This is a genomic window from Terrabacter sp. 05T424 (genome assembly GCF_056396225.1).
In genome coordinates this window covers 70634-92093 of record NZ_JBFTLB010000012.1, presented here as the reverse complement: position 1 = coordinate 92093, position 21460 = coordinate 70634, and the positions used below count along the sequence as shown (strand labels likewise).

Here is a 21460-nt window from a genome sequence, read left to right as displayed (position 1 = left end):
GTCAGAGTCCCTTGACCGTGACGCCGCTCAGGCACTCGACCCCGGCCTTGGGCCCGGTCCAGAAGCCGCGGATCGCGACGGGCGTGCTCGCCCCCGCGGCGAGCTTGACGTCGAGCTCCTTGATGGCGACCTGGGAACCGTCGGAGTACTTGACGATGAAGGCGGCCACGGTGAACGTGTGCTGCTCGGTGTCGGAGTTGGTCAGGGTGCCGGTGAAGCTCCACGAGTCGCCGGCGGGTGCGCAGGAGGCCCCGGCGAGGCTCGAGGAGGCGTCGAAGAGGCCGCCGTCGGTCGGCTCCACGGACGGGTCGGCGGCGTCGTCGGTCGGTGTCTCGGCCGTGATCGTCGGCTGGACCGGAACGCTGACGGTCGGCGCCACCGAGTCGTCGGACGGTGTGGGCGTCGTCTGCCCGCAACCGGCCAGCGATGTCAGGGCCAGCCCGAGCGCGAGCGCCGGGGCCGCGAGCGCGCGGGCGCGGGCGCGGGGGACACGGGTGACGGCGTGCGCCCGACGGGGTCGGCCTGGCATGGGCACGGAGGCCCCTTCCTGTCGCTGGGTGTGCGCCGCCCATTGTGCCCCGGCGGACCTCAGGTCAGCGCCAGCCGGGCCGCGACGGCGGCGGCGACCACGAGCAGGCCGGCTGCGAGGGCGAGCGTGTCGGGCAGCCGCCACGGGGCGGGCCCCGCCCACGTGCGGCGGGTCGCGCCGGCGAAGCCGCGGGCGTCCATGGCGAGTGCCAGCGCCGAAGCCTGCCCGAGAGCCCCGACGAGCAGGCCGCCTGTCACGACGACGGCCTCGCGGGCCCGGGCCGCCGGACCGCGGTCGGCGCGGGTGCCGCGCACCCGACGGGTCGTCATGAGCTCGGTCCAGAGCGTGTCGAAAGCCTGCACGCGCTGCAATGCAGCCGTCGCCGCGACGACCGGCCGGGCCGGCAGCCTCAGCCGCTGGGCCAGGTGGTCGCCGAGCTGCTCGGGCTCGAGGAACCCGACGACGACGGCCGACGGCACGAGCAGGCAGAGCACGCGGAGGGCGGCCCCGGCGGCGACCTCGAGGTCGTGGCCGCCGAGCAGCCAGGCCGACCAGGCCACCCCGAGAACCGCGAGGGTGGCCGGGGCCAGTCGGCGCAGGACGCCCCGGAGCCTCCCCTGCGGCGCCCGGCCACGGCCGGGGGCGAGCAGCCCGACGAGGCCGAGGAGGATCTCGACGCCCAGCACGAGCAGGCCCTGGCGCCAGCTGTCGAGCAGCGCCGGCAGCGGCAGCACGCACAGCGCCGCCGCGAGCAGGGCGAGCGGCCCCACCCGGGCCAGCAGCGTGCGCCGTTCTGGCTCGCGGTCAGGTGCGGGCTGGGGCGGCGGCTCGAGCCGGACGACCCGGTCGGCGTCGTCGACGACAGCCGGGTCGTGGGTGGTGACGACGACGGCCGCCCCCTCGTCGCGCGCGGCAGCAAGCACGCCGGTGACGGCGGCCCAGGTGAGCCGGTCCTGGCCGACGGTCGGCTCGTCGGCGAGCACGAGCGCCGGGCCGTGGGCGACGGCGGAGGCCATCGCGAGTCGGCGCTGCTCGCCGCCGGAGAGCTGTCGGGGGTCGACCGCGGCGAGGTGGGCCAGCCCCAGGGACGAGAGGAGTGCGTCGGCGCGCCGCCCGGCGACCTCGGGGTCGTGCCCCAGGGCCGAGGGCGTCGTCAGCACGTCGTCGCGGACGGTGCGCCCGACGAGGCTCGTCGCGGCGCGCTGGGGCACCCAGGCGACGACGCGGGCCAGGTCGGTGGAGGCCCACTCGTGCGGCGGGGCGAGCCGGTCGCGGGCGCTGCCACGGTCACCCGCCTCGGCGGGGGTGAGCGGCAGCGCCAGCTCGACCGTGCCGGCCGACGGGGCCACGAGGCCGCCCAGCGCCGTCATGAGAGAGGACTTGCCGGCACCGCTCGGACCGACGAGCGCAACGGTGCGGCCCGCGCGCGCGTCGAGGTCGGCGCCGTCGACGGCGAGGGTGTCGCGCGACGGCTCGCCCAGGCGTCGGGTGCGGTGCTCCACGCGTACGCCGGTGGCGGCCGCGACGACGCGACCGTCGCCCACCCTTCCGGCAGCCGCGCCGGGCGCAGGCCCCAGGGCGATGTCGAGCGGTTCAGGGTCAGGCACTCCCGGCACCCAGATGCCCTGCGCAGCAAGCGATTCGCCGTGCTCAGCCAGAACCCCATGGGGCTCTCCATCGGCCACGACCGAGCCCGCGGCACTGATCACCACGAGGCGGTCGACGTGGTCGAGCCACCCGTCGAGCCGGTGCTCGACGACGACGAGGGTGAGGGCCCGTTGGTCCACGACGTCGGCGACGACCGCGCGCACGCCTGCTGCCGTGTCGGCGTCGAGCATCGCCGTCGGCTCGTCGAGGAGCAGCACCGACGGCTCCATGACGAGCGCCCCAGCGAGGGCGAGCCGCTGGGACTCGCCCCCGCTGAGGGTGGCAGGTGAGCTGTCGGCGGCCATGGTGAGGCCGACCTCATCGAGGACGGCGCGCACGCGGCGCGGCATCTCGGCGGCCGGGACCTGCACGTTCTCGAGCCCGAAGGCCACGTCCCTCCCGATCGTCGAGGCGACGACGCCGGCCCCGGGGTCCTGGAGCACGAGGCCCACCGAGCCGGGAACCGCCTGCGGCGCGACGCCGCCCACGGTCACCTGGCCCTCGAGCTCCCCCGAGTCCGCCRTGAGCAGCAGCCCGGCCATCGCCCGCAGCAGCGTGGACTTGCCCGAGCCGCTCGGCCCGGCGAGCAGCACTCGCTCGCCGGGCGCGATCGTGAGCTCGAGGCGGTCGAGCACCGGACGCGACCGGCCGTAGGGTCGCCACGTCAGGTCCGAGACGCGCACCTCCGCGCCGGAGCACACGGCATACGCCCCCGCTTTGAGGTATTCGGCGCGTGGTTTCATCGGCGGGTTTACCTCAAACGGGTGGGGTGGCGGATGGTCAGACGGCACGCTGCTCGCGGACCTCCTGGCCGGGTGGGAACGGGTTGAGCGCACCCACCGTGGCCAACCCTCGGGTCAGGGCGACCGAGAGCAGCGACCCCAGCACGGCGACGCAGCCGCCGAGCAGGAGCAGGTAGGCGATCTTGTAGTCCCAGGCCCAGTCGGTCCAGTAGGAGTACCACTCGTAGACCGCCTCGAACGCGCCGCCGAGGAAGCCACCGAGCAGCAGCGGCGCCCAGCGGTAGACGGCATACCCGAAGGCGGCGAAGCCGAGCTCGACGCCGAGCCCCTGGACGAGGCCTGAGACGAGCGTCGTCAGGCCCCACTGGGTGCCGATGAGCGCCGAGACCACGGCCGCGAGCAGCTCGGTGAAGACTGCCGCGCCGGGGCGCCGGATGATGAGCATGCCGACGATGCCGGCGACGAGCCACGGCCAGCTGAAGAGCGCGGCCAGGGGTGGGAAGCCGGCCGACACGGCGGCCGACGGTGCTGCGTAGACCAGTCCCCACGCCCAGTAGGCGACGCCGAAGGCGACACCGAGGAAGGCGCAGGTGAGCAGGTCGATGGTGCGCCAGCGGGTCAGCGGACCACTGGCGGTGATGGTGCTGGACATGATGGGCCTCCCGGGTTCCAGTAGCGGTGGATACCTGGGGGAGGACACCGCGACGGGCACGCCGCATGGCGTGGGCCGTCAAGGTGACCTGAGAAATACCGACTTCCTTCGCCGGTGCTAACCGGAGCAGGTTCGAGGGTCTGCGGCTCGGCCGTCTGGGCTGCCGCACTCTCAGCGCGTCTCGCGCTCCCCTGTCGTGATGGGTGGTGGTGCTGTTCAGTTGTGGGGGTGACTCTACTCCGGCCGCCATGGGTACAGTCACGCCATGGGCTCCAAGGACTCGACGAAGGCCGCCAAGCAGCTCTCCCGCTCGAAGGAGAAGGCCAAGGCGGCCGCCGCTCCGCGCACCCCGATGGGCGGGCCGGTCTGGAAGATCCTCAGCGTCGGCACGACGCTCGTCGCGACGAAGCTCGCCACCGACGCCGCCCAGAAGGGCTGGAAGCTCGCCACCGGCCGCAACGTGCCGGTCAAGGGTGACTACGAGCGCGAGCGCACCCGCGACGTCATCCTCTTCACGGCGATCTCGTCGATGGCGGTCTCGGCCGCCCGCGTCGCCGCCGAGCGCGGGGCCGCGACCTACTACCGGCGGTCGACCGGCCACCTGCCCAAGGCGCTCGAGGACGACCAGGTGAAGCCCACCGACAAGAAGGCTGCCAAGAAGCTCGACAAGGCGAAAGCCAAGGCCGAGAAGGCGACCCAGAAGGCCATCGACAAGGCCACCGGCAAGCGCTAGCCGGGTCGCCGGCGGCCCCTAGCCGTCACCGACGCGAACGAGCCCCGTCTCGTATGCGAGCACGACCATCTGCACGCGGTCGCGCAGTCCCAGCTTGGCCAGGATGCGCCCGATGTGCGTCTTGACCGTGGCCTCGGCGACGAAGAAGGCCACGGCGATCTCGGTGTTGTTGAGGCCCCGTCCGACCGCCTCGAGCACCTCGCGCTCACGGGCGGTGAGCACGTCGAGACGCTCGGTGCCCGTCGACAGGGCGGGGGTCGCGAGCACGGGCAGGAACCGGTCGAGCAGGCGCCGAGTCGGGCCGGGCGCGACCACGGCGTCACCGGTGTGGACGGCCCGGATCGCGGCGAGCAGCTCGGCGGGTCCGGCGTCCTTGAGCAGGAACCCGGCCGCGCCCGCACGCAGGGCTGCGTAGACGTACTCGTCGAGGTCGAAGGTGGTCAGCACGAGCACCTTCGGCACCTCGCCGCGGGCCACGATGCGGCGCGTCGCCTCGATGCCGTCGAGCCTCGGCATCCGGATGTCCATCAGCACGACGTCGACGTCCCGGCCCGGCAGCGCGTCGAGCGCGGCCTGCCCGTCGGCGCACTCGGCGACGACGTCGATGTCGGGTTCGGCGTCGAGCACCATGCGGAACCCGGCCCGCACGAGCGCCTGGTCGTCGACGAGCATCACCCTCGTCCTGTCGCCCGTCACGGCGCCTCCTTGGTCGGCATCGTGGCGAGCACCTCGAACCCACCGTTCGGGCCCGGACCGGCCGTCAGCGTGCCGCCGTGCACCGCGACCCGCTCGCGCATGCCGGGCAGTCCGTGGCCCCGGCCGTCGTCGTCGACCGGCCCGCGCCCGTCGTCGGTGACGCAGATGCGCAGCCGGTCGGGCGCCTGGTGCACGTCGACGACCGCGCTCGCGCCCGGTCCGGCGTGCTTGATGACGTTGGTCAGGGCCTCCTGGACGACGCGGTAGGCCGCGAGGTCGAGACCCACGGAACGGTCGAGGTCGGCGCCCTGCACCGTCAGCGTGACCGGCACGCCGGCCGCCCGCACGCGGGACACGAGGTCGTCCAGCTGGTCGAGGCCACCGGTCGGTGCGAGCTCGGCACCCGACTCCGGGTCGCGCAGCACGCCGACGAGGCGGCGGGTCTCGGTGAGGGCGTCCCGGGCCGTCGAGCCGATGGTCTCGAGGGCACCCACCGATCGGGCGAGCGCGCCCTCGGGACTGCGCTCGGCGGCATACGCGGCGCCGTCGGCCTGCACCACGATGACCGACAGGGCGTGCGCGACGACGTCGTGCATCTCGCGGGCGATGGCGGCGCGCTCGTCCTTGGCGGCGAGGCGCAGCTCCTGCTCGCGCTCACGCTCGATGCGCTCGGCCCGGTCCTGGAGGTCGGAGAGGCGCTGGAGCCTGGCGCGCTTGAGGTCGCCGAGCGCCCACGCGGCAAGTGATGCGGCGGCGCAGGCCATGAAGGTGAAGACGAACTCGCCCGCCCCCGGGGCCCGCCCGCCGGCCGCGTTGAAGCGCAGGCCGGCGATGGCCGAGCCGAGCGCGGCGACCCCCAGGCCAGCGAAGCGCACGCCCCGGCGCGGGTCGTAGGCGGCCAGCGAGTAGAGCGCGACGAGGAACGCGAGGTCGCCGGGCAGGAGGTTGCTCGTCGGGATGACGCGCACGGCGAGCGCGACGCTGACGACCGCGAAGGCGAGGGCCGGGTGGCTGCGCCGCCACACCAGCGCGAGGTTCGCGACGCCGATCACGGCCCAGCCGATTCCGTGGCCCTCGCCGAGCACCACGAGTCCCAGCAGCGCGAGGACGAGCGCGAGCGGCACGTCGAGGAGCATCGGCCGGCGCTGCAGCCAGTCGTAGACGTTGCCCTCGGTCACGCCCAGAGCCTACGAGGGCGGGGCGGTGCGGTCGTCAGACCGTGGTCGCACACGGGTCTGGATCATCACGTCGCGACAGGCCCGAGACCGAGGCCCCGACGAGCGGCCGGGAGGACGATGGAGGTGTCCCCGAGGCGGGGGCAGCGGAGGTCAGGAGGGGTCATGGGACTTCACCAGGGGCCGGGGCGGCAGCACGTGGCAGGGAGCGACGGACGACGCGGTCACGCACCGGCCCTGACCTTCCTCGGCGCCGCAGGAACCGTCACCGGCAGCAAGTTCCTCGTCGAGGGCGGGAAAGGGCGGCTGATGGTCGACTGCGGCCTCTACCAGGGCGAGCGTCGCTGGCGCGCCCTCAACTGGGAGGCCCCACCCGTCGACCCGGCGACCGTGGACGCCGTCGCGCTGACCCACGCGCACCTCGACCACTGCGGCTACCTGCCGGCCCTCGTGCGCGGAGGGTTCGCCGGCCCGGTGCACACGACGGCCGGGACGGCTGCCCTGGCCGGAGTGATCCTGCGGGACAGCGCCCACCTCCAGGAGGAGGAGGCCGAGGGAGCCCGCCGCGGCGGCTGGTCGAAGCACGACCCTCCCCTGCCGCTCTACACCGTTGCCGATGCCGAGCGCGCGGTGGCGGCCCTGGCGCCGGTCGGCGAGGGCGGCTCGGTGGGGGCCGCGGGCGCGACCGTGACCTTTGTGCGTGCCGGGCACATCCTCGGCTCGTCGAGCGTGCTGGTGGAGACCGGGGACGCGAGCGTCCTGTTCAGCGGCGACCTCGGCCGCGACGACCACCCGGTGCTGTTCCCCCGCGCCCGGCCGCCCGCCGCGCACACCGTCGTCGTCGAGTCGACCTACGGCGACCGCCGCCACCCGGAGGTCGACCCGGGCCACAGGGTGATGGCCGAGGCGATCCGGCGCACCATCCGCCGGGGCGGCAGCGTCGTCATCCCGGCCTTCGCGGTCGACCGCACCGAGATCGTGCTGCTCGCCCTCGCCGACCTCGTCGAGAGCGACGCCGTGCCGGACGTGCCGGTGTGGGTGGACAGCCCGATGGCCCTCGCCGCCCTCGACATCTACCGCGACCCCGCCCACCAGAGCGAGATGCGGCCCGAGGCGCTGGCCCGGCTGCGGCGCCTGTCGGGGCTGCGCACCGCCCACACCGCCGAGGAGTCGATGCGCCTCAACAACCCCGGCACCCCGAGCATCATCGTCTCGGCGTCGGGGATGGCGAGCGGCGGTCGCGTGGTGCACCACCTGCGCTACCTGCTCCCCCAGGCCCGCAACACGGTGCTGCTCACCGGCTACCAGGCGATCGGCACGCGCGGCCGCGACCTGCAGGACGGCGCCCGTGAGGTCAAGATCGCCGGGCGCTACGCGCCGGTCCGCGCCGAGGTCGTGACCCTCGACGACTTCTCGGTGCACGCCGACGCCGACGAGCTGCTCGCCTGGTTGGGCGAGATGCCGCACGCACCGGAGTCCGTCCACGTCGTCCACGGAGAGCCGGCGTCGGCGCGGGCGCTGGCTGACGGCATACGCGAGCGGTTCGACTGCGCCGTGTCGGTGCCCCGCTACGGCGAGCGGGTGCTGCTCGACGCATCGAGAGCGCCTGCGGATTCCTTGCCGCAGAGGGCTTTACCGTGAAGGCCTTTCGCTGAAGGTCTTTCCGCGGGGGCCGCGACGTGGTCTGCTTGGACTGGAGCCCTGAGGAGGTGTGCCATGGAGGCACAGGTCGGTGACCGCATCACGATGGCCGCGGAGCACGTCGGCCAGAACACCCGCGAGGGCACGATCCGCGAGGTCAAGGGCGAGGGCGGCGGCCCGCCGTACGTCGTCGAGTGGTCTGACGGCCACACCGGGATCATCCATCCCGGCCCGGGCTCGGTGCTCCGCTGCGAGCACGCCGAGAACGTCAAGCAGCCGGCTGACGACGCGACGAGCTAGAGCCCGAGCGCCCGCACGATCGGCACCCCGGCTCGGTAGGCGAGGTGCAGGTGGCTCGGCGCCTCGATGACGGCGAGCTCGGCCGGCTGCCCCACCGCGACCCGGCGGTCGAGGCCGAGCGAGCGAGCTGACACGGCTGTGGCCGCGTGCAGCGCCTCGGCCGGTGTCATCCCCATCTCGCGCACGGCGAGGGCGATGGCGAACGGGATCGACGACGAGTAGCACGTGCCCGGGTTGCAGTCCGAGGCCAGCGCGATGTCGACGCCCGCGTCGAGCAGGCGCCTCGCGTCGGGGTAGGGCGAACGCGTCGAGAACTCGACGCCCGGCAGCAGGGTGGCCACGGTCGTGCCGCGCGCGGCTGCGAGCGCCTCGATGTCGTCGTCGTCGAGGTAGGTGCAGTGGTCGACGCTGCGCGCGCCGAGCTCGCAGGCGAGCTGCACCCCGGGCCCGTGGCCGAGCTGGTTGCCGTGCACGCGCAGCGCGAGACCGGCAGCCCGGCCCGCCTCGAGGATCGTGCGGGCCTCGTCGCCGTCGAACGCGTGGGCCGAGTGCGGCTCGCAGAAGACGTCGATGCTCTCGGCGAGGCTGGTGGGCCCGTCGGCGGTGACCGCGTCGAGCATCGGGCCGGTGACGAGGTCGACGTAGGCCGCCCGGTCCGTCGCGTACTCGCGTGGCACGACGTGGGCGCCGAGGAAGGTCGTGTGCGGGGTGACCTCGCGGGCGATGCGCAACGAGCGCAGCTCGTCCTGGAGGGTCAGGCCGTAGCCGCTCTTGATCTCCACCGTGGTGGTCCCCTGGGCGCGCATCTCGGCGACGCGCGCCACCACGAGGGCGCGCAGCTCGTCGTCGCTCGCGGCGCGGGTCGCCGCCACCGAGACGGCGATGCCCCCGCCGTCGTAGGGCGTGCCGGTCATGCGGGCGGCGAACTCGGCCGAGCGGTCACCGGCGAAGACGAGGTGCGTGTGCGAGTCGACGAAGCCGGGGATGACGGCACGCCCCCCGAGGTCGCGGCGCTCGTCGGCGTCGGGCGCCTCGGACGCCGGGCCGACCCACTCGATGACTCCGTCGGCGGAGACGACGAGCGCGGCATGGCGGATGATGCCGAGCAGGGCGTCGCCGGGGTCAGCGGGGTCGGCGCGACCGTCACCGCGGGCCGGGTCGTTCGTCGTCAGCTCCGCGATGCCCGTGAGGAGCAGGCTCACGCGGGGACCCCTCCGGCGACGCGGTCGATGGCGCCGACGAGCATGCGGCCGACGTCGCCCATCCGGTGCCGCCCGTCGGAGACGACGATGTCGCCGCCCACGACGACGGTCGACACGTCGGAGGCGACGCACGCGTAGATGATCTGGTCGTGCGCGGCCCCTGCCGTGTTGACCGTGTCGGTGCGCACCGTGACGAAGTCGGCGAGCGCGCCCTTGCTCAGGTGTCCGCCGTCGGACCAGCCGAGGGACCGGTAGCCGTTGAACGAAGCCGCGAGGAGCAGGTCGTTGGCCGAGAAGCGGTCGCGCTCGTTGGTGACGAGCCGCTCGTGCATCTCGAGGCCGCGCAGCTCCTCGAACGGGTCGATGATGACGTGCTGGTCAGAGCCGAGCGAGAGCGGGCTGCCGGCGTCGTGCAGAGCCCGCGCGGGGCCGATGCCGTCGGCGAGGTCGCGCTCGGTCGTCGGGCAGAAGCAGGCGCCGGTTCCGGTGCCACCGAGCAGGCCGATGTCGCGGTCCTCGAGGTGCGTGGCGTGCACCGCGGTCGAGTGGGCGCCCAGGGCGCCCGCCTCGTCGAGCAGCTGCGTGGGGCTGGCGCCGTAGAACATCTGGCAGGCGAGGTTCTCGCCGTGCTGCTCGGAGAGGTGCACGTGCAGGGGCAGGTCGCCGGCGGCCTCGACGACCTTCGGCAGGTCCTCGCGGCGCACGGCGCGGACGGAGTGGATGGCGGCGCCGAGCCGCACCCGGTCGGTCTCTGGGCGACGCTCCGACATGCGGGCGGCCCAGGCCTCGACGGTGCCGTCGCTGAACCGGCGCTGTCCGGGGTGCAGCTCCACGTGGCCGCCGCCGTTGAGGCCGCCCTCGAGGTAGCAGCTGTCGAGGAGGGTGAGCCGGATGCCGGCCTCGTCGGCCGCCTGCCGCACGGCGAGACCCATCGCGTTCGGGTCGCCGTACGGGTGCCCACCCGGGCGGTGGTGCACGTAGTGGAACTCGCCCACGACGGTGATGCCAGCCTGCACCATCTCGGCGAACACGGCCCGCGCGAGCGCAAAGTACGTGTCGGGGTTGAGCTGCTCCGCGGCGGCATACATCTGCTCGCGCCAGCTCCAGAAGTTGCCGCCGCCGCCATTGACGCGACCGCGGAGCGCGCGATGGAAGGCATGGCTGTGGGCGTTGGCCATGCCCGGCAGCGTCACACCGGCCAGGCGCACGTCGTCGGGCTGCGGGTCGGCGTCGACGAGGACGTCCTTGAGGAGACCGTCCTGCGTCACCAGCCGCACACGCCGCGCGAATCCGCCTGTCAGCCACGCGCTCTCACACCAGAACGCGGTCATCGGGCACTACCCATGGGGTCGAGGTCCTTCCGGGAGCACAGCTCGGTCACGACGGCGGTGAGCGCCGTGACCCCATGGTGACAGTCCGTGGCCTCCGCCGACTCGGCGGGGGAGTGTGAGATTCCTGTGGGGTTGCGCACGAAGAGCATCGCGCTCGCCACCCCGTGAGTGGCGAGGACGCCTGCATCGTGCCCGGCGCCCGTGCCGAGCAGCGGCGCGTCGGGGAGTACGCCGTGCAGCCGGTCGACGAGACCCGCGTCGAAGGTCGTGGTGGGGGTCCACGACTCGAGGGTGGTGGTCGCGCCGTGGCTGCCCGCCTCGGCGGTGACGGCCTCGACGGTGGCGCGCACGGCGTCCTCGTCCCGGCCGCGGGCGTCGAGCCAGGCCGTCACGTGGCTCGGGATCGCGTTGACGCCGCCGGGCTCGACGACGACCTTGCCGACGGTGGCGACGCAGCCCAGCGACACGGCTGACGCCCGGGCTGCCTGCACGACGCCGGCGAGGCCGATCATCGCGTCGTGGCGATCCTCGATGCGGGTGGTGCCGGCGTGGTTGGCCTCGCCGGGCAGGTCGATGCGCCACCGTCCGTGCGGCCAGATGTCGGTGCCGAGGGCGACGGCGCGGGCCGGGTCGTCGAGGTCCTCCGAGCCGTCGGGGGCCAGGGCGAGGGCCTTGCCCTGCTCGACGTGCAGCTCGACGAAGGTGCCGATGCGGCGGACGGTCTCGTCGTCGCGGCCGAGGCTGCCGGGGTCGCGGCCGGCCCGCTGCCAGGCCTCGGCCATGGTGACGCCGTCGGCGTCGGCCAGCCCACGGGCCCGGTCGGCGTCGAGGGCGCCGGTGATGATGCGCGAGCCGGCGCAGGCGATGCCGAAGCGGGCGCCCTCCTCGTCGACGAAGTTGACGAGGCCGAGCGGCACGTCGGGCACGACTCCGGCCTCGCGGAGCGCGTCGACGGTCGCGAGGGCGCTGACCACACCGAGCGGCCCGTCGAAGGCGCCCCCGTCGGGAACCGAGTCGAGGTGCGAGCCGATGACGACACCGGGGGTCGAGTCGGGGTCGCCCCACCACGCCCACTGGTTGCCGGCGCGGTCCTCGACGACGTCGAGCCCGCGGGCGGCGCACTCCCCCGCGAACCACTCGCGCAGGTCGTGGTCGGTGCGGGTCCACGCGTACCGGCGGTAGCCGCCCGTGCCGCCGTCACGTCCCAGCGGCGCCAGCTCGGCCCACATCCGGTCGAAGCTCGTCGTGCTCGTCGTCGGCCTCGTCGTCATGGTCGACCACCCTTCCTCGTCACTAGGCTCACTCCATGGATGCCGACCGCGATCCCACTGCCGACCAGGTCTCGACACCGGCCGTCGAGGCGGCGCGAGCGGCGGGCATCGAGCACACCGTGACCCGCCACGGCCGCGTGTCGAGCCTCGAGGAGGCGGCGGCTGCCCGGGGCATCGAGCCGCGCGACCTCATCAAGACGCTCGTCGTGCGGCGGGCCGAGGACGACCACGTCTTCGTGCTCGTGCCCGGCGACCGCACGTTCTCGTGGGCCAAGGTGCGGGCGCTGCTCGGCACGAACCGCATCTCGATGCCCGACGCCGAGGCCGCGAAGGCCGTGACCGGCTACGAGCGCGGCACGATCACACCCTTCGGCTCGGCGACCGCGCTGCCCGTCATCGCCGACAGCCACCTCGTCGGCCGCACCGTCTCGCTCGGCGGCGGAGGGCACGGCGTCGGGCTCACGGTCAACGGCGACGACGTCATCCGCGTCTTCGACGCAACCGTCGCCGACATCTCCGACGAGGAGACGCGCAAGACCCCCTGAGCACGAGCACCCCACCCCCTCGACCGTCGAGAGGCCACTTCTCGCGGGTCCTGCACCGTCGAGAGGCCAATTCTTGCGGGTCCCGACCTGTCGAGAGGTCACGAGTGCCACCGGTGGCAGGTCGAGAGGTCACGATGGCGGACACTGGTCACCATGCCCCGCACCCCGCTGCCCACCAAGCCGTGCGCCCGCTGTGGCCGCACCATCACCTGGCGCAAGGCCTGGGAGCGTGACTGGGCGACCGTGCGCTGGTGCTCCGACAACTGCCGCAAGCGCGGCCTGACGCCGGTCGACATCGAGCTGGAGGACCGGCTGACCGCCCTCGTCAGGGCCCACGCGGCCTCGGGGTCGGTCGACCCCGCCGAGGCGGCCAGGGCCGTGGGCGGCGCCGAGTGGGAGGAGCTCGTCGAGCCTGCCCGCAACGCAGCCCGGCGGCTCGCCTCCACCGGGCGCGCCCAGATCGTCCAGGGCGGCCGGGTCATCGACCCGGACCACGCCAAGGGCCCGATCACGGTGCGCCGCCCGCGCTGACGCCACCCGCGCTGACCGCTCCGGCCCTCCGCGGGTCGATGTATTCCGCGGTCACGGGTGACCGCGGAGTACATCGAAGCGGCAGCGGACGGCATACGGGCTCTCAGCCCTCCTGCATCGGGATGCGGACGCCACGCTCGTGCGCGACCCGGTCGGCGATGTCGTAGCCCGCGTCGACGTGACGGATGACGCCCATGCCGGGGTCGTTGGTGAGGACGCGGGCCAGCTTCTGCGCCGCGAGGTCGGTGCCGTCGGCGAGGGAGACCTGGCCGGCGTGCAGGCTGCGCCCGATGCCGACGCCGCCGCCGTGGTGGATCGAGACCCAGCTGGCGCCCGAGCTCGTGTTGACGAGGGCGTTGAGCAGCGGCCAGTCGGCGATGGCGTCCGAGCCGTCGGCCATCGCCTCGGTCTCGCGGTAGGGGCTGGCGACGGAGCCGCTGTCGAGGTGGTCGCGGCCGATGACGATCGGGGCGCTCACCTCGCCGGTGCGGACGAGCTCGTTGAAGGCCAGGCCGGCCTTGTCGCGCTCGCCGTAGCCGAGCCAGCAGATGCGGGCAGGCAGGCCCTGGAAGGCGATCCGGTCCTGCGCGCCGCGGATCCACTTGTGCAGGCGGTCGTTGTCGGGGAAGAGGTCGAGCACGGCCTTGTCGGTCGCGGCGATGTCGCGCGGGTCGCCCGAGAGCGCGGCCCAGCGGAACGGGCCCTTGCCCTCGCAGAAGAGCGGGCGGATGTAGGCGGGCACGAAGCCGGGGAACTCGAACGCACGGTCGTAGCCGCCCTGACGGGCCTCGTCGCGGATCGAGTTGCCGTAGTCGAAGACCTCGGCGCCGGCGTCCTGGAACTCGACCATGGCCTTGACGTGCTTGGCCATCGAGGCCCGGGCGCGGTCGGTGAAGTCCTCGGGCTTCTTCTCGGCGTACTCGGCCCAGTCGGCGAGGTCGACGCCCTCGGGGAGGTAGCTGAGCGGGTCGTGCGCCGAGGTCTGGTCGGTCACGATGTCGATCTCGACGCCACGGCGCAGCAGCTCGGGGAAGATCTCGGCCGCGTTGCCGACGACCCCCACGGACCAGCCGCGACGCTCGCGCTTGGCCGCGAGCGCCTTGTCGATGGCGTCGTCGAGGTCCTTGGCGACCTCGTCGAGGTAGCGGTGCTCGACGCGACGGTGCAGGCGTGCCGGGTCGACGTCGACGATGAGGCAGGCGCCGTCGTTCATGGTGACGGCGAGCGGCTGCGCGCCGCCCATGCCCCCGCAGCCGCCGGTCAGGGTGAGCGTGCCGGCGAGGGTGCCGCCGAAGCGCTTCTCGGCGACGGCGGCGAACGTCTCGTAGGTGCCCTGCACGATGCCCTGGGTACCGATGTAGATCCACGACCCGGCCGTCATCTGGCCGTACATCGTCAGGCCGAGGTGCTCGAGGCGGCGGAACTCGGGCCACGTGGCCCAGTCGCCGACGAGGTTCGAGTTGGCGATGAGCACGCGCGGGGCCCACTCGTGGGTCTGCATCACGCCGACGGGGCGGCCGCTCTGGACGAGCATCGTCTCGTCCTGCTTGAGCGTGGTGAGGGTGCGCACCATGGCGTCGAACGACTTCCAGTCGCGCGCCGCCCGGCCCGTGCCGCCGTAGACGACGAGGTCGTCGGGCCGCTCGGCGTTCTCGGGGTCGAGGTTGTTCATGAGCATCCGCAGCGGGGCCTCGGTGGCCCACGACTGCGCGGTCAGGGTCGTCCCACGCGCCGCGCGGACGGGTCGTGCACCTTCCATGTCACTCTCCTTCGAGTGCGAAAAACGTTGGTATGCCGTGTGGTTCAGCGGAGGGGGCCGGTGGCGGACTCGGCGGCGGCGAGCACGTCACCGGTGACGACCGCCACGTGCGCGCCCTCGATGTCGGGTGCGAGGAACCGGTCGGGGCCGGGAGCAGCGTTCGTGTGCGTGTCGAGGGCCGCGATGACCGCAGCAGCCGCCGCCCCTGGCTCGAGGGGAGCCCGCAGCCGTATGCCGCGTGCGGCCGCGAGCAGCTCGATCGCGAGCACCCTGCCCAGGGCGTCCACCGACCGGCGCAGCTTGCGGGCGCCCGACCAGCCCATCGACACGTGGTCCTCCTGCATGGCCGAGCTCGGGATCGAGTCCACCGAGGCGGGCACGGCGAGCCGCTTCAGCTCCGAGACCATGGCGGCCTGCGTGTACTGGGCGATCATCAGGCCCGAGTCGACGCCGGGGTCGTCGGCCAGGAACGGCGGCAGGCCGTGGTTGCGGGCCTGGTCGAGGAACCGGTCGGTGCGGCGCTCGGCCATCGAGGCGACGTCGGCGACGACGATCGCGAGGAAGTCGAGCACGTAGGCGACCGGTGCCCCGTGGAAGTTGCCGTTCGACTCGACGCGGCCGTCCGGCGTCACGACCGGGTTGTCGACGGCAGAGGCGAGCTCGGCGTCGGCGACCCGGGCGGCGTGCTCGACCGTGTCACGGGCGCCGCCGTGCACCTGCGGCGCGCACCGGAGGGAGTAGGCGTCCTGGACGCGGGTGCACTCCTCGGTGCGGTGCGACTCACGCATGGGCGAGTTCGCCATGACAGCACGGATGTTCGCCGCCGAGAGGGCCTGTCCCAGCTGCGGGCGCAGCGCGTGCAGGTCGGCTGCGAAGACGTCGTCGGTGCCGAGCAGTCCCTCGACGCTCATCGCGGCGGAGACGTCGGCGACCTTGAGCAGGTGGCGCAGGTCGTGGACCGCGAGCACGAGCATGCCGAGCATGCCGTCGGTGCCGTTGATGAGGGCCAGGCCCTCCTTCTCGGCGAGCACGATGGGCTCGATCCGGTTGTCGCGCAGGGCGGTTGCGGCATCGGTCACGGTGCCGTCCTCGAGTGTCACCGGGCCCTCGCCCATGACCGCCAGCGCGCAGTGCGACAGCGGCGCCAGGTCGCCGGAGCAGCCGAGCGACCCGAACTCGTGCACGACCGGGGTGATGCCGGCACTCAGCACGGCGGCATACGCCCGAGCGGTCTCGAGGCGGACGCCGGTGCGGCCGGTGGCGAGCGTGGAGAGGCGCAGCAGCATGAGGGCGCGGACCACCTCACGCTCGACCTCCGGGCCGGTGCCGGCGGCGTGCGAGCGCACGAGCGAGCGCTGCAGCTGGGCGCGCAGCGGGGTCGGGATGTGTCGCGTCGCGAGCGCGCCGAAGCCGGTGGAGACGCCGTAGTGCGCCACCGTGTCGTTGGCAAGCGCCTCGACGACCTCACGACTGCGGGCGATCTCGGCCTCGGCCTCGGCGGACAGCTCGACGCGGGCGCCGTGGCGGGCGACGGCGACGACGTCGTCGACGGTCAGGGGGCCGGTGCCGACGGTGACGGTGACGGTGGCGGAGGGGCGTTCGCTCATGGGTCCCATCGAACCGTCGACGCACTGGCGCGGCAGCCCCCGGAGGCGCACAATTGTCTCAGATGCGAGACGACGCCGATCGCGGACAGGAGGTGGACCCACGTGTCCAACGCCCCGGCCGCCGCCAACGCGCTCGACGTCCTCGAGCACCTCTCGCGCCACGCCGAGCCGCTGCCCGCCGCGTCGATCGCCCGCGACCTCGGGCTGCCGCGCAGCTCGGTCTACCACCTGCTGAAGGTGCTGCACGGCCGTGGCTACGTCACCCACTACGTGGAGGAACGGCGCTTCGGTCTCGGCCAGGCGGCATACGAGCTCGGGTCGGCCTACCAGCGTCAGGCACCGCTCGCTCGGGTCGCGCGCGCCGCGATGCGCCGGCTCGTCGACCAGTGTGGGCGCAACGCCCACTTCGCCACGCTCGACGGCCGCGACGTCATCTACCTCCTCGAGGAGCGCGCCCCCGGCCAGCCGATGCTCGTCACGGACGTCGGCGTACGCCTGCCCGCCCACCTCACGGCGAGCGGGCTCGCGATGCTGTCGGCGCTGCCGGCCACCCAGGTGCGCGCGCTCTACCCCGACCGGGCGTCGTTCGTGCAGCGCAGCGGCGGCGGTGGGCCGCGGTCGCTCGCCGAGCTGCGCTCCGTCCTGGCCCGCACCCGCACCGAGGGCCACGCGCGCGAGGAGGGCACCGTCACGCCCGATCTGTCGTCCGTCGCCGTGCCCGTGCTCGACCGCGGCGGGCGCCCGCTCGCGGCCATCGCGCTGACCCTGCGCACGGCTGACGCCACGAGCGAGCACGTCGGCGACCTCGTCGCCCGGGCCCGGGTCGCCGCCGAGGACATCGGACGCAGGCTGAGCCCGAGCAGCACGGTTTTGCGCCGCTGAGTCCCGCACCCTCCTAGGGTGCGGGAATGGACGTCTTCCTGGTCGGCGGTGGATGGGACGCGGGGCTCGCCACGGAGCTCTACGGCGGGTTCGTCGAGGCGGCGGCACGCGCGGCCGACCGCACACCGCGGGTCCTGCTCGTCGTCATGGGCACCGACCCCGAGTCGCTCGAGTACCACGAGCGCTACCTCGACATGCTCGGACGAGTCGGCGGTCACGAGCTGGCAGTGGAGCGGGTGGCCATCGGCACACCGTTCGACACCGCCCGCCTCGACGACGTCGACGGGCTCTTCGTCGGCGGCGGCCCGACGCCCGAGTACCACGCGTCACTGTCCCCCGCGTACGCCGCGATCGCCGAGCGCGTCCGAGCCGGTATGCCGTATGCCGGCTTCTCGGCCGGCGCTGCGATCGCGGCCACGCACGCCGTGATCGGCGGCTGGCGCATCGACGGGCGCGCCGTCTGCCCCGACGAGAGCAACGAGGACCTCGACCCCGTGACGGTCGTCGAGGGCATCGGCCTGGTCGAGGGGGCGGTCGACGTCCACGCCGCGCACTGGGGCAACGTGTCACGCCTCGTCGCCGTCGTGCAGGCGGGGCTCGCACCGCACGGTGTGGCCGTCGACGAGAACACGACGCTCGCCGCGGATGGCGTCGTGCGCGGGGGCGGGCACGTCTGGGAGGTCGAGGGCGCCTCGGGTGGGGCGGTCGCCGTTCGACGCCGGTCAGCCGGTCAATAGGCTCGGGCCATGCGTGCGATCACGATCCCTGAGCCCGGCGACGCCGACAGCCTCGTCCTCGACGAGGTGCCCGACCCCGAGGCGGGTCCCGGCCAGGTGCTCATCGACGTCGCGGCGGCGGGAGTCAACCGCGCCGACGTCATGCAGCGGCTCGGCCACTACCCGCCCCCGCCGGGGGCCTCGGAGCTCCCGGGCCTCGAGGTGAGCGGCCGCATCGCTGCCGTCGGCGACGACGTCGAGCAGTGGCAGGTCGGCGACGAGGTGTGCGCCCTCCTCGAGGGCGGCGGCTACGCCGAGAAGGTGGTCGTGCCCGCCGAGCAGGTGCTTCCCGTCCCGCGGGGCGTGTCGCTCGTCGACGCGGCGGGCCTGCCCGAGGTGGCCGCCACCGTGTGGTCGAACGTCTTCCTCGTCGCGAACATCCAGCCCGGCCAGGTGCTGCTCGTCCACGGCGGCAGCTCCGGCATCGGCACCATGGCGATCCAGCTGGCCAAGGCCGTCGGGGCGCACGTCGCGGTGACGGCGGGCAGCCAGGAGAAGCTCGACGCGTGCCGCGAGCTCGGCGCCGAGTTCCTCGTGAACTACAAGGACGAGGACTTCGTCGAGCGCGTGCGGGAGCTGACCAACGGCCATGGAGCCGACGTCATCCTCGACAACATGGGCGCGAAGTACCTCAGCCGCAACGTGGAGGCACTCGCCACGAACGGGCGCCTCGTCACCATCGGCCTGATGGGCGGCCGGCGCGGCGAGCTCGACATGGGGATGCTCCTCGCCAAGCGGGCCGCCGTCATCGCGACGTCGCTCCGCACGCGCCCGGCCACCGAGAAGGCCGCCATCGTCGCCGCCGTGCGTGAGCACGTGTGGCCGCTCGTCGAGGCGGGCGACGTGCGTCCCGTCATCCACTCCCGCCACCCGCTGGAGCACGCCGCCGAGGCACACCGCGAGATGGAGGCCTCGGGCCACATCGGCAAGATCCTGCTGACCGTCTGAATCCCCATCTGGCCCGAGCAACCCCGTCCTGCGGGACGATCCGGCCGTGTCCGACTCGTCCCGTGTCGCCCGCGCGGCCACCGGCGTACCGTCGACAGGTGGACCACTTCGCCACGAAGCGGCCCTCCCACCACACGAGTACCGGGAGGCACCAGCAGTGTTCATCCAAGTGATTCAGGGCAAGACCCACGACGCGGACCGGCTCCACGCCCGCATGGATGCCTGGCGCGACGAGCTCGAGCCGGGCGCCGACGGCTGGCTCGGCGGCACCTACGGCATCGACGACGCCAACGAGTTCATCGGCGTGGTGCGCTTCGACTCGCGCGAGTCGGCCATGCGCAACAGCGAACGGCCCGAGCAGGGCACGTGGTGGGCCGAGACCGAGAAGTGCTTCGACGGCGACGTCACGTTCCACGACTGCGACGACGTGACGATGATGCTCGACGGCGGGTCGGACGACGCACAGTTCGTCCAGGTCATCCAGGGCCGCATCAGCGACCAGGAGAAGTTCCGGATGATGCGCGACATGCCGATGGACACCCTCCACACCGAGCGCCCCGACATCCTCGGCGGCACCATCGCGGTCGACAAGGACGGCTGGTTCACCCAGACGATGGCGTTCCGCACCGAGGCCGAGGCACGCGAGGGCGAGAAGAAGCCCATGCCGCCAGAGATGATGGAGCAGATGGGCGACATGGACAAGGCGATGAGCGACGTGCAGTACCACGACCTCCACCGCCCGTGGTTCGCCACCGCGGGTGCCCGCTGAGGGAAGGCGACGCGAGCAGGCTGATCGCCCGCGCCGGGGCCCGTGCGACCTGACGGGGGACGCACGGGCCCCGACCCGCTGCCCGCGCGCGTGGGGCAGGATGGAGCGCATGAGCGACGACGCGAGCCGACAGGGACAGGCCACCGACGACGACGGGACGCGCGACGACCCGCGCATCGTCGTCGTGACGCCAGACGGCATGGGCGTCGCCACACCGCTGACCGACCCGAGCGCCGACAGCGACCACGGCGGCCGAGGCGGCCGTGCCGGTGAGCACCGCCAGCCGGACGAGCCCCGCGAGCGCACCAACCCGGCCGACCTCGTCGAGGAGCCGGCGAAGGTCATGCGCATCGGCTCGATGATCAAGCAGCTGCTCGAGGAGGTGCGCAACGCCCCCCTCGACGAGGCCGGCCGCCGTCGCCTCGCCGACATCCACCACCGCTCGCTCGAGGAGCTCAAGGACGGCCTCGCTCCCGAGCTCGTCGAGGAGCTCGACCGCATCGCGCTGCCGTTCCGCGACGACTCCCCCAGCGACGCCGAGCTGCGCATCGCCCAGGCCCAGCTCGTCGGGTGGCTCGAGGGCCTGTTCCACGGCATCCAGACGGCGCTCGTCGCCCAGCAGATGGCGGCGCAGCAGCAGCTGCAGCAGATGCGGGCGCTCCCGCCCGGCCCGGGCTCGTCGTACGGCACGCCACCCGGCGCCCACCCCGACCAGCAGCCGGGCGAGGCCGGTCCCACCGGCCAGTACCTCTAGGCCGTATGCCGGCCGGCGCGTCCCGTCAGAGCCAGCTGGACCGCTCGCGCTCGGTCGGCACGACCTCGGTGTTCCACTGCGTGAAGGGCCGCTCGAGCTTGTAGCGCCAGTCGGGCTGGCGCAGGAGCACGACCGGCTGCGCGTTCTCCGGGTTGTCGAGCGACTCGAAGTACTCGACGCTCCAGTGGAACCAGCGCATGCAGAACAGCCGCATCGTCAGGCCGTGGGTCACGATGACGACGTTGCGTGGGGCCGCAGGCGTCTCGAAGTTGCGGTGCATCGACTCGAGGAACGTCGAGACCCGGTCGTAGACGTCGGAGCCCGACTCGCCGTGGGTGAAGCGGTAGTAGAAGTGGCCGTAGCGGTCGCGCAGCTCCCGCTGCTCCGCGATGTCGGCCGGGTCCTGGAAGTTGGCCCAGTCCTGCTCGCGCAGGCGCGGCTCGACCCGCACGTCGTGCTCGGCCACGGGCAGCGAGAGCGCCTCGAGCGTCTGCCGCGTGCGGACGTACGGCGACACGTAGACCTCGACCGACTCGCCGTCGAGCGACGCCCGCAGGTTCTCGCCGGTCAACCGTGCCTGCTCGAAACCCCTGTCCGTCAGGCTGATCCGGTGGTCGGGCACTCGCTCGTAGACGGTGTCGTCAAGGTTGCCCTCCGACTCTCCGTGCCGCACGAGGATGATCCGGTTCGGCCGGTGCTCGAGGCTCACGCGGCCAGACTACGGGTGCGGTTGCCGCGCCCGGGCCTGCTGACGCGGGCGGCGCGGACGGCCCCGGGCCGCCCACGGAGCGACGAGCAGCAGCAGCCACGCGAAGCCGACGACGAAGCTCGCGACGAGGATGACGACGCCCGCCGACCCGCCGAGGAGGCGCTGCCCGAAGGCGAGCAGGACGGCATACGCCATCAGGAGCGCGCCGACGACGGCCTTGCGGCGAACGGGTCCCACGTCTCCTCCTCGCGTCGTCGCCG

The 21460-nt window shown here is 73.4% G+C and carries 22 protein-coding genes and 1 riboswitch; of the genes, 10 read left to right on the top strand and 12 right to left on the bottom strand.

Annotation, left to right across the window (positions count from 1 at the left end; all coding sequences use genetic code 11):
* Position 1: 1 nt before the first annotated feature.
* The 3 genes from AC1DE0_RS19940 to AC1DE0_RS19930 are packed head-to-tail and all read right to left on the bottom strand — an operon-like array spanning position 2 to position 3571.
* Entirely contained in the window at positions 2 to 529 is a 528-nt protein-coding gene (locus AC1DE0_RS19940; RefSeq protein ID WP_478104716.1) for a hypothetical protein, read from the bottom strand.
* 59 nt (positions 530 to 588) lie between these two features.
* Positions 589 to 2919: an ATP-binding cassette domain-containing protein gene (locus AC1DE0_RS19935; RefSeq protein ID WP_478104711.1), complete on the bottom strand. Its 2331-nt coding sequence runs from the start codon at positions 2917 to 2919 to the stop codon at positions 589 to 591.
* 37 nt (positions 2920 to 2956) lie between these two features.
* Positions 2957 to 3571 carry an ECF transporter S component gene (locus AC1DE0_RS19930; RefSeq protein WP_478104707.1) on the bottom strand — a complete coding sequence of 205 codons (615 nt, stop codon included), beginning with the start codon at positions 3569 to 3571 and terminating at the stop codon, positions 2957 to 2959.
* An 86-nt stretch (positions 3572 to 3657) separates the two neighbouring features.
* Positions 3658 to 3774: riboswitch (TPP riboswitch) on the bottom strand.
* A gap of 62 nt (positions 3775 to 3836) precedes the next feature.
* On the opposite strand from AC1DE0_RS19930, the gene AC1DE0_RS19925 reads away from it, so the two are divergent.
* On the top strand, positions 3837 to 4304 hold the full coding sequence (locus AC1DE0_RS19925; RefSeq protein ID WP_478104704.1) for a DUF4235 domain-containing protein: 468 nt from the start codon (positions 3837 to 3839) through the stop codon (positions 4302 to 4304).
* Positions 4305 to 4322: 18 nt separating this feature from the next.
* On the opposite strand, the gene AC1DE0_RS19920 is transcribed toward AC1DE0_RS19925, so the two are convergent.
* Positions 4323 to 4976 carry a response regulator transcription factor gene (locus tag AC1DE0_RS19920; protein ID WP_478104806.1) on the bottom strand — a complete coding sequence of 218 codons (654 nt, stop codon included), beginning with the start codon at positions 4974 to 4976 and terminating at the stop codon, positions 4323 to 4325.
* Between the two features lie 20 nt (positions 4977 to 4996).
* Positions 4997 to 6178, bottom strand: coding sequence for a sensor histidine kinase (locus AC1DE0_RS19915; protein WP_478104700.1), 1182 nt, complete (start codon positions 6176 to 6178; stop codon positions 4997 to 4999).
* Between the two features lie 162 nt (positions 6179 to 6340).
* Here AC1DE0_RS19915 and AC1DE0_RS19910 point away from each other — a divergent pair, with 162 nt between their 5' ends.
* Together AC1DE0_RS19910 and AC1DE0_RS19905 are read left to right on the top strand one after the other, a co-directional pair.
* Positions 6341 to 7816 (top strand): MBL fold metallo-hydrolase RNA specificity domain-containing protein, encoded by a 1476-nt coding sequence (locus AC1DE0_RS19910; RefSeq protein ID WP_478104695.1) that lies wholly within the window; start codon positions 6341 to 6343, stop codon positions 7814 to 7816.
* A 75-nt stretch (positions 7817 to 7891) separates the two neighbouring features.
* A complete protein-coding gene (locus tag AC1DE0_RS19905; RefSeq protein WP_478104693.1) occupies positions 7892 to 8116 on the top strand; it encodes a DUF1918 domain-containing protein in 225 nt (74 codons plus the stop codon).
* Here the strand turns inward: AC1DE0_RS19905 and hutI are convergent.
* Genes hutI through AC1DE0_RS19890 form a run of 3 tightly spaced genes read right to left on the bottom strand, consistent with a single transcriptional unit; the run spans position 8113 to position 11920 of the window.
* Positions 8113 to 9318, bottom strand: a complete 1206-nt coding sequence (gene hutI, locus AC1DE0_RS19900; protein WP_478104691.1) for an imidazolonepropionase — start codon at positions 9316 to 9318, stop codon at positions 8113 to 8115. The two genes, AC1DE0_RS19905 and hutI, sit on opposite strands and share 4 nt — an antisense overlap.
* Positions 9315 to 10649, bottom strand: coding sequence for a formimidoylglutamate deiminase (locus tag AC1DE0_RS19895; protein ID WP_478104686.1), 1335 nt, complete (start codon positions 10647 to 10649; stop codon positions 9315 to 9317). The genes hutI and AC1DE0_RS19895 overlap by 4 nt, the downstream gene beginning before the upstream one ends.
* Positions 10646 to 11920: an allantoate amidohydrolase gene (locus AC1DE0_RS19890; protein WP_478104682.1), complete on the bottom strand. Its 1275-nt coding sequence runs from the start codon at positions 11918 to 11920 to the stop codon at positions 10646 to 10648. Before AC1DE0_RS19890 ends, AC1DE0_RS19895 begins: the two co-directional genes overlap by 4 nt.
* A gap of 35 nt (positions 11921 to 11955) precedes the next feature.
* Here AC1DE0_RS19890 and AC1DE0_RS19885 point away from each other — a divergent pair, with 35 nt between their 5' ends.
* Together AC1DE0_RS19885 and AC1DE0_RS19880 are read left to right on the top strand one after the other, a co-directional pair.
* Entirely contained in the window at positions 11956 to 12465 is a 510-nt protein-coding gene (locus tag AC1DE0_RS19885) for an aminoacyl-tRNA deacylase (protein ID WP_478104680.1), read from the top strand.
* 153 nt (positions 12466 to 12618) lie between these two features.
* Entirely contained in the window at positions 12619 to 12996 is a 378-nt protein-coding gene (locus AC1DE0_RS19880) for a DUF3253 domain-containing protein (protein WP_478104678.1), read from the top strand.
* A gap of 103 nt (positions 12997 to 13099) precedes the next feature.
* On the opposite strand, the gene hutU is transcribed toward AC1DE0_RS19880, so the two are convergent.
* Positions 13100 to 14755 (bottom strand): urocanate hydratase, encoded by a 1656-nt coding sequence (hutU, locus tag AC1DE0_RS19875; RefSeq protein ID WP_478104676.1) that lies wholly within the window; start codon positions 14753 to 14755, stop codon positions 13100 to 13102.
* A 44-nt stretch (positions 14756 to 14799) separates the two neighbouring features.
* Entirely contained in the window at positions 14800 to 16362 is a 1563-nt protein-coding gene (hutH, locus tag AC1DE0_RS19870; protein WP_478104672.1) for a histidine ammonia-lyase, read from the bottom strand.
* Positions 16363 to 16464: 102 nt separating this feature from the next.
* On the opposite strand from hutH, the gene AC1DE0_RS19865 reads away from it, so the two are divergent.
* The 5 genes from AC1DE0_RS19865 (at position 16465) to AC1DE0_RS19845 (ending at position 20491) form a co-directional block, all read left to right on the top strand.
* Complete coding sequence (locus AC1DE0_RS19865; RefSeq protein ID WP_478104668.1) at positions 16465 to 17244, top strand: IclR family transcriptional regulator; 780 nt, start codon at positions 16465 to 16467, stop codon at positions 17242 to 17244.
* 26 nt (positions 17245 to 17270) lie between these two features.
* Entirely contained in the window at positions 17271 to 17981 is a 711-nt protein-coding gene (locus AC1DE0_RS19860; protein ID WP_478104664.1) for a Type 1 glutamine amidotransferase-like domain-containing protein, read from the top strand.
* A 9-nt stretch (positions 17982 to 17990) separates the two neighbouring features.
* Entirely contained in the window at positions 17991 to 18968 is a 978-nt protein-coding gene (locus AC1DE0_RS19855) for an NAD(P)H-quinone oxidoreductase (RefSeq protein WP_478104659.1), read from the top strand.
* Positions 18969 to 19125: 157 nt separating this feature from the next.
* Entirely contained in the window at positions 19126 to 19737 is a 612-nt protein-coding gene (locus tag AC1DE0_RS19850) for a hypothetical protein (RefSeq protein WP_478104656.1), read from the top strand.
* Positions 19738 to 19846: 109 nt separating this feature from the next.
* Positions 19847 to 20491, top strand: coding sequence for a bacterial proteasome activator family protein (locus tag AC1DE0_RS19845; RefSeq protein ID WP_478104652.1), 645 nt, complete (start codon positions 19847 to 19849; stop codon positions 20489 to 20491).
* A 25-nt stretch (positions 20492 to 20516) separates the two neighbouring features.
* Here AC1DE0_RS19845 and AC1DE0_RS19840 read toward each other — a convergent pair whose 3' ends face one another.
* The gene (locus AC1DE0_RS19840) at positions 20517 to 21200 is read right to left on the bottom strand and encodes a histidine phosphatase family protein (RefSeq protein ID WP_478104648.1); all 684 of its coding nucleotides are present in this window, start codon (positions 21198 to 21200) and stop codon (positions 20517 to 20519) included.
* 9 nt (positions 21201 to 21209) lie between these two features.
* Entirely contained in the window at positions 21210 to 21437 is a 228-nt protein-coding gene (locus AC1DE0_RS19835; protein WP_478104643.1) for a hypothetical protein, read from the bottom strand.
* Between the last annotated feature and the right edge of the window lie 23 nt (positions 21438 to 21460).

Coding starts and splice junctions, on each gene's coding strand:
- AC1DE0_RS19930 (WP_478104707.1), bottom strand. CDS start 3,571: ATGTCCAGCACCATCACCGCCAGTGGTCCGCTGACCCGCTGGCGCACC.
- AC1DE0_RS19920 (WP_478104806.1), bottom strand. CDS start 4,976: ATGCTCGTCGACGACCAGGCGCTCGTGCGGGCCGGGTTCCGCATGGTG.
- AC1DE0_RS19860 (WP_478104664.1), top strand. CDS start 17,271: ATGGACGTCTTCCTGGTCGGCGGTGGATGGGACGCGGGGCTCGCCACG.
- AC1DE0_RS19910 (WP_478104695.1), top strand. CDS start 6,341: ATGGGACTTCACCAGGGGCCGGGGCGGCAGCACGTGGCAGGGAGCGAC.
- AC1DE0_RS19880 (WP_478104678.1), top strand. CDS start 12,619: ATGCCCCGCACCCCGCTGCCCACCAAGCCGTGCGCCCGCTGTGGCCGC.
- AC1DE0_RS19890 (WP_478104682.1), bottom strand. CDS start 11,920: ATGACGACGAGGCCGACGACGAGCACGACGAGCTTCGACCGGATGTGG.
- AC1DE0_RS19895 (WP_478104686.1), bottom strand. CDS start 10,649: ATGACCGCGTTCTGGTGTGAGAGCGCGTGGCTGACAGGCGGATTCGCG.
- AC1DE0_RS19885 (WP_478104680.1), top strand. CDS start 11,956: ATGGATGCCGACCGCGATCCCACTGCCGACCAGGTCTCGACACCGGCC.
- AC1DE0_RS19925 (WP_478104704.1), top strand. CDS start 3,837: ATGGGCTCCAAGGACTCGACGAAGGCCGCCAAGCAGCTCTCCCGCTCG.
- hutU (WP_478104676.1), bottom strand. CDS start 14,755: ATGGAAGGTGCACGACCCGTCCGCGCGGCGCGTGGGACGACCCTGACC.
- hutH (WP_478104672.1), bottom strand. CDS start 16,362: ATGAGCGAACGCCCCTCCGCCACCGTCACCGTCACCGTCGGCACCGGC.
- AC1DE0_RS19905 (WP_478104693.1), top strand. CDS start 7,892: ATGGAGGCACAGGTCGGTGACCGCATCACGATGGCCGCGGAGCACGTC.
- AC1DE0_RS19940 (WP_478104716.1), bottom strand. CDS start 529: ATGCCAGGCCGACCCCGTCGGGCGCACGCCGTCACCCGTGTCCCCCGC.
- AC1DE0_RS19855 (WP_478104659.1), top strand. CDS start 17,991: ATGCGTGCGATCACGATCCCTGAGCCCGGCGACGCCGACAGCCTCGTC.
- AC1DE0_RS19845 (WP_478104652.1), top strand. CDS start 19,847: ATGAGCGACGACGCGAGCCGACAGGGACAGGCCACCGACGACGACGGG.